This window comes from Arthrobacter sp. M71 S08 (assembly GCF_059089725.1).
Genome location: NZ_JBNHEY010000002.1, coordinates 700,788 through 719,344, shown reverse-complemented (window position 1 = coordinate 719,344; position 18,557 = coordinate 700,788). Strand labels below are relative to the sequence as shown.

Here is an 18,557-nt window from a genome sequence, read left to right as displayed (position 1 = left end):
TGGGGGGCCGTCCAGCGCGTCAGGAACCCCGGATGTGCGCTATGGCCTCCGCAACCGGTGCATCGTGGACGATTCGTCCCTTTTCCAGGACAACTCCACGGCGACAGATTTGACCTATCAAGTCCAGGTCATGACTCACCACAATCAACGTCTTTCCCGCATCGGCCAACTCTTTGATTTTGCCGATGCACTTTCGCTGGAACGGTTCGTCACCCACAGCAAGGATCTCGTCGATGAGGAAGACATTGGGATCGGTGTGGACGGCTACCGAAAACGCTAACCGCAGGTACATGCCAGACGAGTAGAACCGTACTTCCGTATCGATAAACTCACCGATTTCAGCAAAGTCGACGATCGAATCGAATTGCCTGTGAATGTCCTTTTCAGACATCCCGAGAATGGCACCGTTGAGGAATACGTTATCCCTGCCGCTGAGGTCAGGGTGAAACCCGGCCCCGACTTCGATGAGGCCTGCGACGCGTCCTCGAGTCCTCACCGTTCCTGAGTCCGGCAGCATGACCCCGGAAATGTGCTTCAGTAGCGTGGACTTTCCGGATCCGTTGAAACCGAGCAGTGCGACAGTCTCTCCCTCGTCTACAAGGAGAGACACATCGTCCAACGCCGGAAACGTGCGGGAAAGATCTCCTTTCCTGCCTTTCAGCAGCCACACGACCGTTTCTTTGAGGGACCGCGTGTGTCGGAGTGCGAAGCGCTTTCGGATTCCGCTGATCTCGATTGCCAGTGCCATCTTTACAACTCCTGTGCGAAGCGGCCCTCAAGGCGGCGGAAAAGGTACTGGCCGAAAATAACTGTCACGGAAGAAATGACCAGGGCGACGGGAAACCATACCGTAAAGAAGCCCGGAGGGAGGTCGAACTCTTGATCCGAAGTCGGCATCCAGAAGGCGTAGTGGAAAGTTTCTACGCTGACGGTCAAAGGGTTCAACATATAAATCGACAGAGCAGTGTCACCCAATTGCCGACGAACCATTTCCCATGAGTAGAGCACGGGCGACGCCCAGGTGGCGACCATCAGCAACATGTCTACGAGGTTCTCGGCGTCACGATAGTAGACGTTGATTGCGCCGAAGATAAGGCCGAGTCCCGTCGCAAGCAGGGCCGCGATGAGGAAGCCCACCACCGCCGCACCGAGCTGCAAGACGGATGGGGACCATCCAGTGATGAGACATGCCGCGGTCAGGATGACAATCTGCGGCAGGAAATGAACGGCCGACACCCATATTGCGGAAACGGGAAAAAGCTCACGGGGAAGATATATCTTCTTGATCAGTCCGCTATTTCCCACGATGGAGCGGGAAGCATTTCCCAGTGCTTCTGAGAAGAAGTTGATCAGGACTATTCCAGCGAAAAGGTAGATAGCGTAGTTTGGCAATCCATCCGGGTTTCGGTCGCTCTGTTCCAGGCCAAGGAAGACCCCGAGTGCTATATAGAACACGATGAATTGCACACCGGGCTTCACGTAGGACCAGATCAGGCCGAGTATGGAGCCCCGATACCGTACCTTGATCTCCTTGTCGACCAGGAGCTTGAGCAGGAAACGATGGCGCGCGACATCCCGTAAACCGGCGCCGCGACCGGGTATCTTCAGTTCCGCGTCCGCGGGCCGCCCGGACTCCCCTGAAACTGCTGTCATTCCGCCTTGTTTCCGGTTGCACCTGCGGCGTGGAACGTCTCGGCCCACGCCGTAGACGACGTGAATTGCGGCATAGCAGACCTGTAGCGCTCGGCAAGCTCATCCCATTGCGCATATAGACGTCGGTGGAGTGTTGCGCTGCGGAGCGCGAGCTCACGGGCCTTGTCGACGTCGCGCTTGTGCCAGGAAACGCCGGCACCGTCTGAGGACGTCACAAGAGCGGAGTCCAGCTGCGAGAGCCGCCACCAACGCGCGTCCATGGCAGCGATGTGCGCTTCGGGATGCTGCTTGGCTTCGGTTGGAACCGGCTTGACCTGATGTAGGACGCCGGTCGCGAGCTTGACGAGAGCGCCAGGGACGCTGCGGGCCGGGGTCGGTCCTTTGCCCTTCCGGGGCGGCTTGCTGGGCTTTACCGCGGGGAAGGAAGAAGGATCAGCTGCGATGCGCGCGTCATCGTGCTCTGCCCTGATCGCCCTGACCTCCGCAAGCTTCGAGCCAAGCGACTCGTGCAAATGGTCGGGGCCCTTCAACAGATCTTCAAGCGCCCGGAGCCGCAACTCGACCGAGGAGTACTGCATCGAGAGAAGATGGCGAACATCCACAGCGAAGCTGTCCCGCGGCATCCGGCCTCCACGCTTATAAGGCGAGTAGAGCAGGGTCGCGAGCCAACGGTTGCGCTGGTGATAGTAAGCCTGCCAGTCGATTGTGTCGTCTTTCTCGGTCCAGGGCATGTGCCAGACGGCCGCGCCCGGCAACGTCACTGTCCGATACCCCTTTGACTGTGCCCGAATCCCGTACTCGACGTCATCCCATTTGATGAAGACGGGAAGTGCCAGCCCGATGTCGTTGATGATCTGAGTGGGGATGAGGCACATCCACCAGCCGTTGTAATCAACGTCGATGCGGCGATGCATCCAGGGCGTATCGCGTAGATTGCTCGCGGCGAAGTCGTGAGCCTCCTCCGTATTCGGGGAGGACCCGTACCGGAAGCGGTATCGATCGACCGACTCTCCGAAGTGGTGCATCACGGAGCGCTCGAACAGGTTGAACATGTGTCCACCAACGATGGTCGGTTCCCTCGTGAAGTCAGCGAACTGCGCTGCCCTGAGGATGCCCTCTGTCTCCATCTCAACATCGTCGTCAAGCAGCATCACATAGCTGCTCTCGGAATCATTCACAGTCTCCAGCATGCCCCGGGCGAAGCCGCCTGAACCACCCAGATTTGGTTGGTTAACGACGGCGAGGCGTCCCTCCAACCTGGCTTCAGCATCCGAGAAACCTTCCTCGGCGGCCACTTTCTGAGTTCCCTGATCCGTCACGATGACACGATGAAGAATCTCCACCAGTTCATCCGAAGATGCGATTGTCGCGAGGTTTCGAACGCAGTAGTCCGGCCGGTTAAAGGTGGTTATCGCGATGGTCAGCTTCCCGGCGGCAAATTGGTCCGGTTCCGGCACGCTCCAGTGAGCATCCTGCAGAGTGACTCGCTCATCATGTGAAGACAGGTCGAACCAGTACCAGCCGCCGTCACCGAAATTGGTGAGTGGAAGCTCGACAGTCAACGAGTGGCCCTCCGCCGCGCTCACCCGGTGACTGCTGACCCTGTTGACGATCCCGCGAGCGGTAGAGCGGTATACAACAATGGTGGCTTCACCATCGAGCAGGACGTTCAGCCGTACCGTCCGTATGGCGGTATGGGCGCGCCAGTAGCTGGCGGGGAAAGCGTTGAAGTAAGTGCCCAGCGACACCCGTTCATGGGGCGGCAGTGCCAGTTGCCGACGATCGAGGACATAATCGGGGTGTAGATCGGCAGCGGGCAACGACACCGGGGCGGATTGATTATTCGGCGAACTGTTCTGATCACGCCGCACGCGCTTGGCGCCATTGAAGTCGACGTAGAGAGGCATAGTGTCGATGTCGCCGCCCTTGGGAAACACCACCCTGTGCACCGTCCGCCAAACAGGGTCCTGGCCGGATCGGCTCATCTGGTCATTCACGACGACAGAGGTACTCATGCGTCGATCCCTCCACTCTCGAGCTTTACGCCACCATTGAAATGAGGCTTGATTTTGTTGTCGAACATCGACAGCGCTGACCCGATGGCCATGTGCATATCGAGGTACTTATAGGTTCCTAGCCGACCGCCGAACAGGACCATTTGTTCGCCCCGAGCGAGATCACGATATGCAAGCAGCTTGGCACGGTCGGCCTCGGTGTTCACCGGGTAATACGGCTCATCGCCCTTCTCAGCGAACCGGGAGAACTCCCGCATGATGACGGTTGCATCCTTCGTGTATTCGCGCTCCGGGTGAAAATGACGGAACTCGTGGATGCGGGTGTATGGGGCATCCGCATCGGGGTAATTCATGACCGGGCAGCCCTGAAAGTCTTCGATCGGCAGTACCTCTTCTTCGAGGTCAATCGTGCGCCAGGACAGGTCTCCCTCGACGTAGTCGAAGTAACGATCGACCGCGCCCGTGTACACCACCGGGACCTGGCCCAGGGTTGCGTTCCGCGAGTAGGGATGTCCGTCGTCGAAAAAGTCGGTGTTCAGTTCCACAGTAATGTTCGGGTGCGCCGCCATGCGTTCGATCCACGCGGTGTATCCATTAACCGGCAAACCCTCGTACTTGTCGTTGAAGTACCGGTTGTCGTAGGTATAACGGACCGGCAGCCGCGAAATAATCTCCGCCGGGAGGTCCTTCGGGTCGGTCTGCCACTGCTTACCGGTGTAGTACTTGATGAAGGCCTCGTAAAGGGGACGCCCGATCAGCTGGATGCCCTTGTCATTGAGATTCTGGGGGTCCGTGCCAGCAAGCTCCCCGGCCTGCTCCTGGATGAGCGCACGCGCCTCGCTTGGGCCCATGGAAGCGCGAAAGAACTGGTTGATTGTTCCCAGGTTGATGGGCATTGGGTACACCTCGCCCTTATGGCTCGTGTATACCTTGTGCTGGTAGCTCGTGAAAGCGGTGAAACGGTTGACGTACTCCCACACTCGTTCGTTCGACGTGTGGAAAAGGTGCGCGCCATAACGGTGGACTTCGATGCCGGTTTGCTGCTCGTTCTCGCTGTAGGCATTGCCACCGATATGGTGTCGGCGATCCAGCACCGCGACCTTGAGTCCAAGCTCTTCGGCGGCCCGCTCTGCAATTGTCAGGCCAAAAAATCCGGAACCTACGACAATGAGGTCAGCGTTCACAAAGTCTCCTGTGTTGGATGGGCGGCAGCACGACGTGTATTCCTGCCCGGTCTAGGTTACCCGACCGATCATCGGCATGCTGACGGGACCCGAGCCGAACTACAGTGGTCCCATGCGCCCCAGGATTCTTTGCATTTCTTTTTCAGACATCCGTGCAGACGCGCGGGTACTGCGCCAGGTCGCGGTTCTCGCCGAGTTCGGTGACGTCACGACCGTCGGTTACGGGACCATACCGGAGGGTGCCTCAAATCACCTCGAGATCGAAGCGTCGCTGCCATCACTACCCCAGACCGTGCTCGGAGTAGCGCTTCTTGCCGCGCGGCGATACGACCGCGTGGAATTCCTCGCTCCTGCGGTCAGCCGTGCACTCGATCTTGTGAAAGGAGACTGGGACCTCGTCGTTGCGAACGAAGCTCGCGCCTTGCCGCTGGCACGCCGGATCGCGGGCACCCAGACACCAGTCTGGGGTGACATGCATGAGTGGGCCCCCGAAGAGCGTGTGCATGTCCTTTCGTGGAAGCTCCTCATCAAACCGTTCATGACCTGGATATGTGCCCGTCACCTTCCTCAGGTGGCGGCAGTATCTGTGGTGAACGACTCAATTGCGGCTCTATATCAGGCTGAGTTCGGGATAGAAACAGTGACCGTCCGAAATGCCCGCCGGCTAGTCGACCTGGAACCGTCCCCAATGCGAGCGCAGACAATCCGGCTCGTCCATAGCGGTGCCGCGGTACCCGGGCGCAACCTGGAAGGGATGATGCAAGCGGCTGGATTGCTTGGACCGAGCTACACGCTCGATCTCTACCTCGTGCCGGCCCGGGACGGTGGAAAATACAAAGATCATCTGGAGAAGCTGGCGCACGAGTTCGGCAATGTCCGGCTGCTGCCGCCGGTACCGCCGGACGATTTGCCACAGGTTCTCAACGATTATGACGTCGGGATCTTCAGTCTTCCCCCGCAAACTCGCAATCACGCTCTCATGCTGCCCAACAAGTTCTTCGATTTCGTCCAGGCCCGGCTTGCAATCGTCTTCAGTCCGTCTCCGGAAACGTCGCGGCTCATTGAGCAGTTCGAACTTGGCGCGATCGCGGCAGACTTTTCTTCCGAAGCGCTGGCTGAGGCGATCGCTTCGATGAGCCGGGAGGACATTGCGAAGTACAAGGAAAACGCACACCGCAGCGCGCGGGTCCTCAGTTCGGAAACTGACGAAGAGGTAGAACGGTCCCTGCTCAAGGCACTGCTGACTCCAGGATCCTGAGGGCAGGAACTAGAGTGGAAACCATGCGAATTCTCAGCGTTGTAGGCGCGCGCCCTCAGTTCGTGAAGCTGGCTCCCATCGCCTCTGCACTGCAGGGCAAGGCCGAGCACCTCATTGCCCATACCGGACAGCATTACGACGAGCTGATGTCCGACGTCTTCTTTCAGGATCTTGGCATCCCGGCCCCGGACTTCAATCTTGCCGTCGGATCCGGGCCCCATGGGCGACAGACGGGTGCAATGCTCGCCGGGATCGAAGAGGTGCTCGAGCAGGCTCGGCCGGACTGGGTGCTCGTCTATGGAGACACGAATTCAACGCTCGCTGCGGCCGTTGCTGCCGTGAAGATGCATATACCGGTAGCACATCTAGAAGCCGGTCTACGGTCATTCAATCGACGGATGCCGGAGGAACACAACCGCGTACTGACTGATCACGCGGCGGATCTCCTTCTTGCTCCGACCGAAGTGGCCATGAAGCATCTGGCAACCGAAGGTCTCGCTGAGCGCAGCGTCCTGGTCGGTGACGTCATGACAGACGTGCTGTATCTGACCAGAGATGCCGTCAGAGCGAAACAGGAGCCACTCCCGGAGGGATTCTCGGCGGGCGGCTACTACGTGAGCACCATTCATCGTCCGGACAATACCGACGATTCGGAACGCCTGTCCGCTATCGTGGCGCAGCTTTCGGCGCTGGACAAGCCGGTTCTCCTGCTGGCTCATCCGCGTCTGCGCTCGTTGGCACGGGAACACGGGATCCCCCTGAACCAGGGGTCCCTCAAATCGATCGACCCCCTTGCTTACCCACAACTCATCAACGCTGTTCAGGGCTCCGCGGGCGTTGTGACGGATTCAGGTGGGTTGCAGAAAGAAGCGTTCCTTCTGAGGGTTCCCTGCACGACTGTTAGACCGGAGACCGAGTGGGTGGAGACGGTCGAACTGGGCTGGAACACGCTCGTATCAACTGACCTGAGCCAACTGGGGGCTGCGGTCACCCGCCCGGCGCCCGCAGCCACTGACGCCGCGCCCTACGGATCGGGCGAGGCAGCACACCAGGTTGTTGCCGCCCTTCTTGACGCCGGAAGGCGTCGCTGAAATTTCCGTAAGCGGCTGCCCGCCCTTAGAGCCGGGCGGACAGGACGGCTGCGGCCGCGCGCTCGCCTGCGCTGCGCAGCGAGGCATTCTCGTTCACCCAGGTGATGCGCCGCTCTCGGTCATCAGCTTTGTCATGAAGGAGCCGGCGCATAGCGCCGGCGACGTGTAGCGGATCATAGGGAACGCTTTCGCCGAGATGATTCTCGCTCACCATGGCCGCGCTGTCCCCGACGCCCGCATAAATGACCGGCGTGCCACATGCTGCTGCCGCATAGATCTTTGTCGGCTTGGCAAAGTCGTAGCCTTTTCCAGGAACGATGCTTACCAGCGCGCCGGCAGCTCCGCGAATCCAGGAAGCAGTTTCTTCCGGTGACTTCACGCCCCCGAAGGTAACGCGACCGGGAACCACCTTCTCGGCCAACCCGCGAAGCTTTGTCTCCGAGGCTCCTTGCCCAAAGAAGTAAAGCCGGACGTTGGCCTCTTCGAGTTCTTTGAGTGCCTCGATGAAGATCTCGGCGCCCTGCCATTCGGACATCGTGCCGGTGTAGACGAAGTACGGGTGTCCGGGCTGTTCCTGCGGCCCGTTCGCGTCAAACGTGTCCGTATCTATGCCATTGCCTACGACGCTCACCCGATCGGGTGAAACTCCGAATTGAGATAGTTGCTGCGCGACGCCGTCAGATATCGCCAGAACCTGCGCAGCATTCCGGAGGGCCACACCTTCAACCCACCGCATGATCGAAATGACTGGTGCAGCGGCACCCATTGCGATCACTGCATCCGTCCAGATATCGGCAGCGTAATAAACGTAGGGGCGTCGTCGCAGCCAGGAAGACGCCGCGACAACGAGCCCTGTGGTGGGCGGAGGCTCCGATACGACCACATCCGCCCGGCTAAGAAGAAGGCGGAAGAAGAGAGGGAGGTCGAAGCTCAGATACTGAACGTACCCCCGAACATTTCCTCCACGATCACGCAGGACCGGCCATCGGGAAATCCCTTGCTCCGGCAAGTGCTGCGTAGGTGGAACGGTAGTCAGTACCTTCACCGACGTTTGCCCACGCTGCAGGGCGCCCACTAGCGCCTTCAGCCGGAAAGCGGCCGCACCTACTTCCGGTGGGAAGAGCCTGGTCGCAAGTATTACCCGCGAATTCACGCGGTGACGTCCACCATCTGCCCGACCTGGGCAGACTCGATCATCGCTTCAGCAACCCGCAGCGTGTTCAGGCCTTCCCGCATGGTCACGACGTCGTTGCGCTCACCACAAACCGCATCGCGGAACGCTTCGTGCTCAGCCTTCAGCGGCTCACGCTTGGTGAGCGCCAACCTAGTGATATTGCCTTCGCTGACACCGCGGAAGTTAGATACAGCTTCCCACTCAGTGTTGACAGTGCCGTTCTCATAGAACGTCAGATCAGCCGTGAGGGTGTCGGCCACGAAAGCGCCCTTCTCCCCCGTCACTACTGTCAACCGCTCCTTCATGGGAGAAAGCCAATTAACGAGGTGGGAAGTGATCACGCCGTTCGCCAACTGGCAGGACGCCGTCACCATATCCTCATGAGGACGCCCCGACCGGGTGCTCGTACGCGCCGAGACAGACTTATAGGGCGACTGCGCCAGCCAGGCTGTGAGATCGATATCGTGGGTACCAAGATCCTTCACCACGCCCACATCAGCGATACGCGAAGGGAACGGTCCCTGACGACGCGTAGCCAACTGGTACACATCACCCAGGTCGCCGTTCTCGATACGGGAACGCAGCGACTGCAGCGCGGGGTTGAACCGTTCGATATGCCCCACCGCCCCGACGAGGCCCGCGGCCTCGAAAGCTTCCGCCAGCTTGACTCCGCCTTCGATCGTCGAGGCGATCGGCTTCTCCACCATCGTGTGAACTCCGGCAGCGGCGAGAGCGAGACCGACTTCCTCGTGAAGACCGGTGGGGACAGCGCAGATGGCCATGTCAATCCCCTGCGAAATCAACTCATCCACGGATCCGCACAACGGCAAGTCCCCGGCGACACCGTGCGGGTCACCGTAGGCATCGGCAACCGCAACCAGCTGAACGCCATCGAGTTCGCGCACCACGCGGGCGTGATGGCGCCCCATCATTCCCAGACCGATCAGCCCTACCCGAAGGTCCCCCATTACGCGCCAGCTCCTGCCAGCTTGTTCACGGCTGTCACGATCCTGTCCAGGTCCTCGTCATCGAGAGACGGGTGCACAGGAAGGGAAAGCACTTCACGCGCGGCGATCTCAGTATTGGGAAGGTCCTCGGTACGGTCGAAGGACGGCAACCGGTGATTCGGGATCGGATAGTACACACCGCTGCCGATGTTGTATTCATCCTTCAGGGCAGCCGCGAAACCATCCCGGTCTCCCGAGATACGGATGGTGTACTGGTGGTACACGTGTTCAGCTCCCTCCGCTACCCCCGGAGTCCCCACGCCTTCAAGGTTGTCGGTCAGGAACTGGGCATTCGACTGGCGCTGCGCCGTCCAGCCGAGCACCTTCGTCAACTGGACGCGTCCGATAGCCGCATGAAGGTTAGTCATTCGCGCGTTGAAGCCCACCAGTTCGTTCTCGTACTGGCGCTCCATGCCCTGGTTCCGCAGGAGGCGAAGATTCCGCTCAACCGTTGCGTCTCCGGTTGACACCATGCCGCCCTCACCCGAGGTCATGTTCTTCGTCGGGTACAGCGAAAACATGGCGAAGTCACCGAACGTGCCGACCTTCTGTCCATTCAGCCCGGCACCATGCGCCTGGGCCGCGTCCTCGAACAATTTGATGCCGCGGGCGTCCGCCAACTCGCGGAACGCAGCCATATTGGCCGGATGACCGTACAGGTGAACCGGCATGATCGCCTTGGTCTTGTCGGAGATCAGCGACTCGACATGGCTGACGTCCAGGCAGTAATGGTCAAGCTCAATGTCGGCGAAGACCGGCGTCGCGCCGGCCAGAGCCACAGAATTCGCTGTCGCAGCGAACGTGAACGACGGGACAATCACTTCATCACCGGGCTTGATCCCGGCAGCCAACAGGCCCAGGTGCAATCCCGACGTACCCGAGTTCACGGCCACAGAGGCCCGACCGTCGAGAAGAACGTCCGAGAACTCCTTCTCGAATTCGGCTACCTCCGCGCCCTGAGCAAGCATGCCGGAGACGAGCACCGCGTCGACAGCGGCACGCTCCTCATCGCCTACGATGGGCTTCGCTGCCGGAATGAATCCTGTGCTCATTTCTGTTCCTCTACTGGTGCCAACGTTCCGTCTGCTTCGCTATACTTCTCACCGGTTTCAGGACACACCCACAACCCGTTCTGCTCCTTGAGCGGATGCCCGGATTTCCCAACCCACCCAAGACGGCGGGCAGGCACTCCCGCCACAAGCCCATAAGCGGGAACATCCTTCGTCACGACGGCGCCGGCTGCGACCGTAGCCCACGCGCCAATGGTGACCGGCGCGACGCAAACAGCCCGTGCGCCGATGGACGCCCCATCCTCGATGGTCACGCCGACGGGCGTCCAGTCGTGCGCGCTTTTCAGTGCGCCGTCCGGTGAGACGGACCGAGGGTAGGTGTCATTCGTCAGGACAACAGCGGGGCCGATGAAGACTCCCTTGCCCAGAGATGCCGGTTCGTAGACCAGGGCATAGTTCTGAACCTTGGTATTCTCCCCCATCGAGACACCCGTTCCGATGTACGCCCCGCGCCCGACGATGCAGTTGGATCCCAGTTTGGCGTTCTCGCGCACCTGCGCGAGATGCCAAACTTTGGTGCCCTCTCCCAGTTCTGCCTGATCGGAGACGTCAGCGCTATCCGCGATGTATGTCATTCGACTACCCTTCCGTTGAATCAGGCCTTGCCGATGACCCGGTAGGTGACTCCGGCCCACTTATCCGGCGTGCTCACCCGACGGCCGTCGATGAACGTCTTCACGCCGGGGAGGTCCGACGGCGTCAGATCTGCATACTTAGCGTGATTCGCCTGGACCACCGCGGCATCCGCCGGATCGCCGAGAGTGTAGGCATCGAAGCCCAGAGACGCGAGTTCTTCATCGGTGTACAGCGGGTCGTGCACCAGTACCTTCGCGCCGCGCTGCTTCAGTGCGTCAACGGTGGCAAAGACGCCGGAGAATGCCGTTTCCTTGACCTCGCCCCGGTAGGCAGCGCCGAGCACGACGACGGTGGCCCCGTCGAGATCCCCATGGGCGCCTTCCAGCAGTCCGACTGTGTACTCGGGCATCCCAGCGTTGGCTTCGCGGGCTGCTCGAACGACCGTCGCAGACGGATCATTCCACAGGTAGAGGCGCGGGTAAACGGGGATGCAGTGACCGCCGACGGCGATACCGGGCTGGTGAATGTGGCTGTAGGGCTGAGAGTTGGACGCCTCGATGACCTGGTAGATATCGATTCCCGCAGTCGCAGCAAAACGTGCGAACTGGTTGGCAAGGCCGATGTTGACATCGCGGTAGGTCGTCTCAGCAAGTTTGGCCAGTTCGGATGCTTCCGCTGATCCGAGGTCCCACACACCATTGCCACGGCCCAGATCGGGACGGTCATCGAAGTCGAGAACGGCCTCGTAGAACTCAATCGCGAGCTTCGCGCCGTCGTCGGACAGACCGCCAACCAGCTTGGGGTACTTGCGGAGATCTTCGAAGACCCGCCCGGTCAGCACGCGCTCCGGGGAGAAGACCAGATGGAAGTCCTTGCCTTCCTCCAGGCCGGAGCCTTCCTCCAGCATCGGCTTCCACCGGTTACGGGTAGTACCAACGGGAAGTGTCGTCTCGTAGGACACCAGTGTCCCCGGGGTGAGGTGCTTGGCAAGCTCCGCCGTCGCTCCGTCCATCCATCCAAAGTCCGGTTTGGCGTCAGCGTCGACGAACAGCGGCACAACCAACACCACGGCATCTGCGTTGGGCACAGCCTGTGCGTAGTCGGTTGTGGCCCGAAGTTTGCCCGAAGGTACCAGTTCGGACAGCTTCTCCTGCAGGTGCGCTTCGCCGGGGAACGGCTCCACCGCGTTGTTGATGGAATCGACAACCTGTGCGTTGACGTCGACGCCCACCACTTCATGACCCTTCGAGGCGAACTGGACCGCGAGGGGCAGGCCGATCTTTCCAAGGGCAATAACAGCAATTTTCACGACGAAGTAGACCTTTTCTGTATGGCTTGTGTTCGACCCAGCGATTCAGTGACCAAGACTATCGGATCACTCGCGGATATCCGCCCATCCGGTCTCTTCCCGGAACATGTTCCGGAACATGTCGTACATCGATTCGACGTAGGTCTCGGTGAGGTGGTTGTCATCAATATAGACGTGCATGTTTCCCACAACCGGGTCACAGGAACGCTCGGAGCAAATCAGGTCTGTTCCGTCGAGGAGGACAGTCCCGGGAGCGACGTCACGAATCTCCGGAAAGGGCGGTTCATCAACGAGCGTCGCACTTCGTTCCCGACCGCATCCTTCGATGTTTCCTCCCGACTGCTCCAGGCACGTCATCATGTTGGTGGAGTACCGCGGATTGTCGCGGATGCCGATCACCTCAATCCCCTGATCCTGTAGTTGAAGGGAGGCTTGGGGGAAACCCGGAACCACTGTGTCGCGCGCCGAATCCGCGTGGGCATTGGTCGCAACAGTGAATATCGCGTCCGGTCCAAGGTCCGTTATATAGGACAGAGCTGCCTCATTGAACGCGCGGCAACCGCCGTCCTGACCCTCGTAAGGTACGCCGAAGTCGCAGCCGCCATGGAGAAGCGCAATCAACGTCCAATTGTTCTCCGCCGCCAGAGGACGCATGACTCCAAGCCACTGCTCGGCGTGCGAGTCACCCACAACAACGAGTGTCCGATCGCTTGCCGAAGGATCGATGCCGTTGTCGCTGCAATGCCCGTCGAGCACGTCTTCGGTGGGAGCAAGTGTCGGGTTGCTGCAACGGGCAGTGAGGGAGGCCCACTCACCGTTGATATCGGCGGCGGAGGGCACGATGGGCGCCTCATAGCGAGAACTCGGAGGGGCAGTCCCTGTCAGGACCCTGGCACCAGGATTGTCGGCTACAGTCTGGGCGCTCAGCCGCTCCTCTTCAACTTTCAGTGCAATCTGCCATCCCGAGAGTGGCAACGCGACGGTGATACATGAGATGGCTACTGCGCCGGCTGCGAATCTACGAGTCGCGTGCGCGGTTCGCCGTATCGGGTTCTCGATGAAGCGGGTAGTCAGGTACGCGAGTACGAGTGACAGGATGATGATTGCCGCTCCGGACAGGGGGCCCGCTTCGGGACGATTCCTGAAAATGAGATAGACGACCAGAATCGGCCAGTGCCACAGATAGAGAGCGTAGGAGAAATCTCCTAGGCGCACGAGCGGTTTCCAGCTCAGGAAAGTGTCCGCCCCGAACCGGCTGCCCGTGTTGCCGGCGACCATTATGGTGCCAGCCGCGAGCAGTGGCCACAGAGCGATATACCCGGGGAATTCCCTCTCCACGTCGAGCAGGAAGCCGCCGCTCATCATCGCCAGCAGGGCAACCCAGCCGGCGATGACGCGTACCACCCTCGGAAGTGATACATAGGGCAGCGCCACGGCAAGAAGCGTGCCCAGGGCGAATTCCCAGAGCCTGGTCCGGGTGTCGAAGTAGGCGTAGGACTGATTGCTGTAGGTCTGTGCTACTGAGTAGGCAAGTGAGGCGCAGAACACGGACCCGAAGATGGCAACCACCACGAAGCGAAATCGCAGCTGCGCTACCTTCGCGAGCACCGCACACACGGAGAAAAGCAATGGCCAAAGAATGAAAATCTGTCCCTGGACCGAGAGGGACCAGAAGTGCTGGAGAGGACTTGCCAGACTGTCATCCGCTGCGTAGTAATCCACTGACCTCTCGGCCAGAAGCCAGTTCTGCACATAGAACAGTGACGCCCATGTTTGATCGAAGACCTCAGACCATCGGGACTGCGGAACGAACAGGAAGGTGGCGGCAAGCGTACCCAGCAGTACTACGACGACCGCGGGTAGAAGCCTTTTGAATAGGTGCAGCCAATAGCGCCCGAGGTTGAAATCCCCGCCTTCCTCGGCTTTCCGGATGAAAGTGAGGGTGAGCAGAAACGACGAGATAAGCAGGAAAACGTCGACGCCGCCGGACACACGATCGAACCAGATATGGTAGACCACGACCATCAGGACGGCGAGCGCGCGGAGCCCCTGAATCTCCGGTCTGTACGACACGGTCCTTGAGCTGCGGGACGATGCCTGATCCGGGCCGGTTAATGCAAGGACAGCCACGAAGCGTCTCCAGGAATCTGTCGGTCGAAAAGGCCTCTCTCCCGAGACCCGACGGCTTACATTACCGTGCATAATGCCGCGCCTTCGCGCACGACACCTCGACGACACGGCGTTATCCACAGGAAAACGACGACGCGATCGCGCTTGGTCTCGGCACCCCTAGGCTCGAACCATGGATCTGCACGTCACCCTCGCCGCAGGTCCCGGAGTGCGGCTCCCCGGAGGTGAAACTACCGAGGAGGTAGTCATTGTGAGGGCGCACCTGGTTACCGGTACACAGCTCCACGACCAGTTGGAAAAGCGAACCGGCGCCCAGCACCACTTCGTCAAGGGGAAACCGCTTCGCGAGCTCGAACCCGGCGTGCCACCCCTGACCTCCGGTGCCGTAATAATCGCTGCGGCGACTGCACACATGACTACGAGCCTGTCCCGTCCGGGGAGCTTATTTTTCCTCGTGCGGTCCGGCCCCGACGCCGGCAAGGCGGTTCCTCTTACCCGCGGAACCTACACGATCGGCCGAAGCGCCGCGGACATCACCATTCATGATCCCGAGCTCTCCCGGGTGCATGCCGTCCTCACGGTGACCAATGATTCCCTGGTCCTTCACGACCGGAACTCAGCCAACGGCGTCTGGGTGAACGGGCACCGGGTTGAGTTGACCCCGGTGACCACGGACTCCGACATCCGCATCGGGACCAGCCGATGCGCCCTCGTCCTTCCCGATACACCAGCCCAGCCGCCCCTCGCCGTCGACCTCAGCGAACCATGCAGCATCAGTGCACCTCCACCGGAGGAAGTCAATCGCTTGTTCTTATTTACGGCATTCCTGCCGCTTGTGCTCGGTGTCGTGTTGGCCGTAACGACCGGCATGTGGTTCTTCCTCGCTTTCAGCGCACTATCCGCTGTCACAGGGCTGGTGCCACTTATCAACGGGCGAAGAAAACGTCGCGCTTTCACGGCAGCGGTCACAGCTGCAGTGAACGCGGACAACGAACGACGACGGCGCGCAGCATCAGATCCGGGCAGGCTTACGCTGGCCACGCTTCGGCCAGGCTCGCCCGCAGCCGTTGGGCCTTGCCCACTGTTCACCGGTGGGAGATACCTGCGGCTCGGCACTGCCGACCAGCCCGCCAACGTCCGGCCCCAACCCGCACCGCCGGAGTGGCAGCCACCGGTAATCGCGGAAGCGCCAGTACTCGTCCCGCTGACTGAGGCGCGAAGTGAAGAGCCTGTCAACCTGCACGTCCGCGGCCCGGAGGAAGTTCTCATGCGTGTCGCCCACCTGCTGCTGCTTCAACTCTCCGCCCTTCTCGAATCCGGCGAGATCCTGTGTTACGGTCGTGCCTCAGAGCTGCCGGCGGCAGCACGGTTCCTGCCGCGGATGACCCTCGTCGCACACCGGGCACGTCTAGTCGAACTTCTCGCAAGCGGTCGGTACTCCTCGATCGTGCTGTTCGGCACAGGTCCCATTCCCGAGACTCCTCGTCTACGCATCTATCGTTTTTCCTCGTCCACAGGGCATGAGGATGAAAAATGGACGGCCGATTACTTCGGGTCGGATCCTGTGCTCCGAACTCCTGACGGCGTCATTTCCTTCCGCCCTGATCACCTGGGCACTGAGACGTTCAATGTGTTGGCCCGGTCAATCGGAGCCCGAGCAGAGCCCGCTGGGGACGGGGTGTCAGATACGTCAGTACCGGAGGCTGTTGCATTGCCGGACCTCCTAGCCTGTGACGTCGTAAGCATTGGTGAGAGGTGGCGTGCGCCCTCGAACGGAGCGCGTCTCGGGACTGTCATCGGCTCATCTGCTGCAGGACCCCTGGTCCTTGATCTCGTGGCGGCGGGGCCTCACGTGCTCATCGCCGGAACAACCGGGTCCGGCAAGTCGGAGTTTCTGCGGACGCTGGTCCTGGGCCTCGCCCTGAACTGCTCCCCCGCAGACCTCAATTTCCTCTTCGTCGATTTCAAAGGCGGCTCGGGGCTCGGTGCCCTATCACGTCTTCCTCATGTCGCTGGCATGCTCACCGACTTGTCTGCTGCCGCGGTCTCACGCGCCCTGATCTCCCTCAGTGCCGAGGTCAAACGGCGCGAAGCGATGTTTGCGGACGTTGGAGCTGCGGACTACCTGGAATACCGTCAGCGCACAGCGGTCCAACTGCCTCGCCTCGTCACCGTCATTGACGAGTTCCGGATGTTGAGCGAGGAGATCCCCGGCTCCGTGCACGAGCTGATGCGGATCGCGACCCTGGGCCGCTCGCTCGGCATGCATCTTGTCCTCGCAACCCAACGTCCGCAGGGTGCGATCACGTCCGAGATCCGCGCGAACATCACTGCAAGCGTCGCCCTCAGAATGCAGTCCGCAATGGAGTCCCAGGACGTCCTCGAATCAACCGCCGCTTCCTCGATTCCAGTCAACCTCCCTGGTCGCGGATATCTGCGCATCGGATCCGGCCCAGCCATCGAATTCCAGACGGCTACGACGGCAAGACACGGCTCGGGACCGGTCTCGGCCTCCATCACCTCCTTTGCTTCCCTACTGACTCGGGGTCCACATTCGGACTCCTCCGGAGGATCAGCAACGGGAGAAGGCGCATCAGACACCACGAACAACATTCAGACGCTTGTTGATTCTGCCAACAGCGCCGCACAGGCACTTCCGTTCCCCGTGTTGCGGGCACCGGTGTGTCCGTCCCTGCCCGCCACGCTGGCTCCGGTGACGGAGGCTCCGGCCGACACCCCACAGCTGGGCCTGCTCGACATCCCGGAGAAACAGGACCAGCGTCCCCTGGAGTGGGACCCCGCAGGCCATTCTCATCTCGCCCTCGTGGGTCAATCCGGAAGCGGGCTTGAGTCCGCCCTTACACACGTGGCGACAGAGCATCTCCGGACGGTGCCCGACCGGCACCTCTACCTTCTTGACGGCGACTCAAGGTTGCGTGCGGTCATGGACGCTCCCCAGGTCGGCGCACATGTGACCGCGTCCGAGGTCAAGCGGGCCGCTCGTGTGCTCGAACGCATCAGTGAGCTCGTGGCAGAGCGCCTCAACAATCCTGCAGGGTTTCGAGGAAGAACTCAGCTCCTCACTGTGTTTATCTCCGGCTGGGGCAGATGGGCGACGGCGTTCAGGAGCGGCCGCTTCGCCTGGGCGGAGGATGCTTTGCAGGATATCGTGCGCGACGGCGAAGCCGCGGGGATCACGCTTGTGATTGCGGGCGACCGGGAGCTCGTCGGGAGCAGGTTTTTCCCCATGGTGCCTAACCGGCTTTACCTGCCTCTGGGAGCCAGTCCTGAAACGCTTCTCAGCTGGCCGAAGCTACCCGCAATGGATGCCATAGCAGGCCGCGCCTACGTCCAGGGCCGCATCAGCGCGGACGCGGATGCCGTTGCACAACTCGTCACGGAAGGCAGCCCCGTACCGTCCATGCAACCCGCACAACGTCCTTTTGTTGTTGCCCGGCTTCCTCAAGCTGTCAGCGCCACCGAACTGAAACCAGCAGAGTCAGGCTCGGGTACGCTTCGGGTTCCCGTGGGATTGGGCGGAGACGATCCTGCCACCGTGCACCTCCCTCTGCCACAAGGCACTGCTGCACTGGTCGTGGGGGCCGCAGGAACAGGTAAGTCTCAAACGCTCGACCTGATCGCGCAGCTGGCCCCGCCACTACTCAAATGCCGCAGACCTCTCAGGGACGAAGATCCGGACGCCTTCTGGAAACGGGCGGCTGCCGAGGGTCCCGGCTCAGATGATCTGCTGCTGGTCGATGATGCCGACATGCTTCCCCGGGATACGCACCAGCGACTCGCTGCGATGCTTGCCGCAGGGGCTCGGGCAGTCTTTGCATCCTCGCCGTCCCCTTCACTTGCGACCAGTCCGGCTCTGGCGACCATGCGGATTAACCCGCTGGGAATCGTTCTCGGCCCACGGGCGGCGACCGACGGCGATATATTCGGCTTGCGCCTTGATGTGGACGGCACACCGCCGCCGGGACGAGGCATCCTGGTCGGTGCACGCCAGACCGTCGAGATTCAGGTAGCCCAGCGCGGAGACACCGCGCCGGTCAGCGACCTACGCGGCGAGACCGCATAGCCACCG

Annotated in this window: 13 protein-coding genes; 3 read left to right on the top strand and 10 right to left on the bottom strand. The window is 60.9% G+C overall.

The window, feature by feature from the left end:
* Positions 1-19: 19 nt before the first annotated feature.
* Genes AC5RTB_RS07270 through glf form a run of 4 tightly spaced genes read right to left on the bottom strand, consistent with a single transcriptional unit; the run spans position 20 to position 4,852 of the window.
* Positions 20-748 carry an ABC transporter ATP-binding protein gene (locus AC5RTB_RS07270; protein ID WP_494060384.1) on the bottom strand — a complete coding sequence of 243 codons (729 nt, stop codon included), beginning with the start codon at positions 746-748 and terminating at the stop codon, positions 20-22.
* A 2-nt stretch (positions 749-750) separates the two neighbouring features.
* Complete coding sequence (locus tag AC5RTB_RS07265) at positions 751-1,653, bottom strand: ABC transporter permease (RefSeq protein ID WP_494060383.1); 903 nt, start codon at positions 1,651-1,653, stop codon at positions 751-753.
* Entirely contained in the window at positions 1,650-3,668 is a 2,019-nt protein-coding gene (locus AC5RTB_RS07260) for a glycosyltransferase (protein ID WP_494060382.1), read from the bottom strand. The genes AC5RTB_RS07265 and AC5RTB_RS07260 overlap by 4 nt, the downstream gene beginning before the upstream one ends.
* Complete coding sequence (gene glf, locus AC5RTB_RS07255; protein ID WP_494060381.1) at positions 3,665-4,852, bottom strand: UDP-galactopyranose mutase; 1,188 nt, start codon at positions 4,850-4,852, stop codon at positions 3,665-3,667. The genes AC5RTB_RS07260 and glf overlap by 4 nt, the downstream gene beginning before the upstream one ends.
* 112 nt (positions 4,853-4,964) lie before the next feature.
* Between glf and AC5RTB_RS07250 the strand changes: the two genes are divergently transcribed.
* A complete protein-coding gene (locus tag AC5RTB_RS07250; RefSeq protein ID WP_494060380.1) occupies positions 4,965-6,110 on the top strand; it encodes a glycosyltransferase family protein in 1,146 nt (381 codons plus the stop codon).
* A gap of 23 nt (positions 6,111-6,133) precedes the next feature.
* Positions 6,134-7,201: a non-hydrolyzing UDP-N-acetylglucosamine 2-epimerase gene (gene wecB, locus AC5RTB_RS07245; protein ID WP_494060379.1), complete on the top strand. Its 1,068-nt coding sequence runs from the start codon at positions 6,134-6,136 to the stop codon at positions 7,199-7,201.
* Between the two features lie 25 nt (positions 7,202-7,226).
* On the opposite strand, the gene AC5RTB_RS07240 is transcribed toward wecB, so the two are convergent.
* The 6 genes from AC5RTB_RS07240 to AC5RTB_RS07215 form a co-directional block, all read right to left on the bottom strand.
* Entirely contained in the window at positions 7,227-8,354 is a 1,128-nt protein-coding gene (locus tag AC5RTB_RS07240) for a glycosyltransferase family 4 protein (RefSeq protein WP_494060378.1), read from the bottom strand.
* On the bottom strand, positions 8,351-9,343 hold the full coding sequence (locus AC5RTB_RS07235) for a Gfo/Idh/MocA family oxidoreductase (protein ID WP_494060377.1): 993 nt from the start codon (positions 9,341-9,343) through the stop codon (positions 8,351-8,353). Before AC5RTB_RS07235 ends, AC5RTB_RS07240 begins: the two co-directional genes overlap by 4 nt.
* Positions 9,343-10,434, bottom strand: a complete 1,092-nt coding sequence (locus AC5RTB_RS07230; protein ID WP_494060376.1) for a DegT/DnrJ/EryC1/StrS family aminotransferase — start codon at positions 10,432-10,434, stop codon at positions 9,343-9,345. The genes AC5RTB_RS07235 and AC5RTB_RS07230 overlap by 1 nt, the downstream gene beginning before the upstream one ends.
* Positions 10,431-11,027 carry an acyltransferase gene (locus AC5RTB_RS07225; protein WP_494060375.1) on the bottom strand — a complete coding sequence of 199 codons (597 nt, stop codon included), beginning with the start codon at positions 11,025-11,027 and terminating at the stop codon, positions 10,431-10,433. Before AC5RTB_RS07225 ends, AC5RTB_RS07230 begins: the two co-directional genes overlap by 4 nt.
* A 20-nt stretch (positions 11,028-11,047) precedes the next feature.
* Positions 11,048-12,337, bottom strand: coding sequence for a nucleotide sugar dehydrogenase (locus AC5RTB_RS07220; protein WP_494060374.1), 1,290 nt, complete (start codon positions 12,335-12,337; stop codon positions 11,048-11,050).
* A gap of 66 nt (positions 12,338-12,403) precedes the next feature.
* On the bottom strand, positions 12,404-14,410 hold the full coding sequence (locus AC5RTB_RS07215) for an acyltransferase family protein (RefSeq protein WP_494060373.1): 2,007 nt from the start codon (positions 14,408-14,410) through the stop codon (positions 12,404-12,406).
* A gap of 229 nt (positions 14,411-14,639) precedes the next feature.
* Between AC5RTB_RS07215 and AC5RTB_RS07210 the strand changes: the two genes are divergently transcribed.
* Complete coding sequence (locus AC5RTB_RS07210; protein ID WP_494060372.1) at positions 14,640-18,551, top strand: type VII secretion EssC family protein; 3,912 nt, start codon at positions 14,640-14,642, stop codon at positions 18,549-18,551.
* Positions 18,552-18,557: the final 6 nt, after the last annotated feature.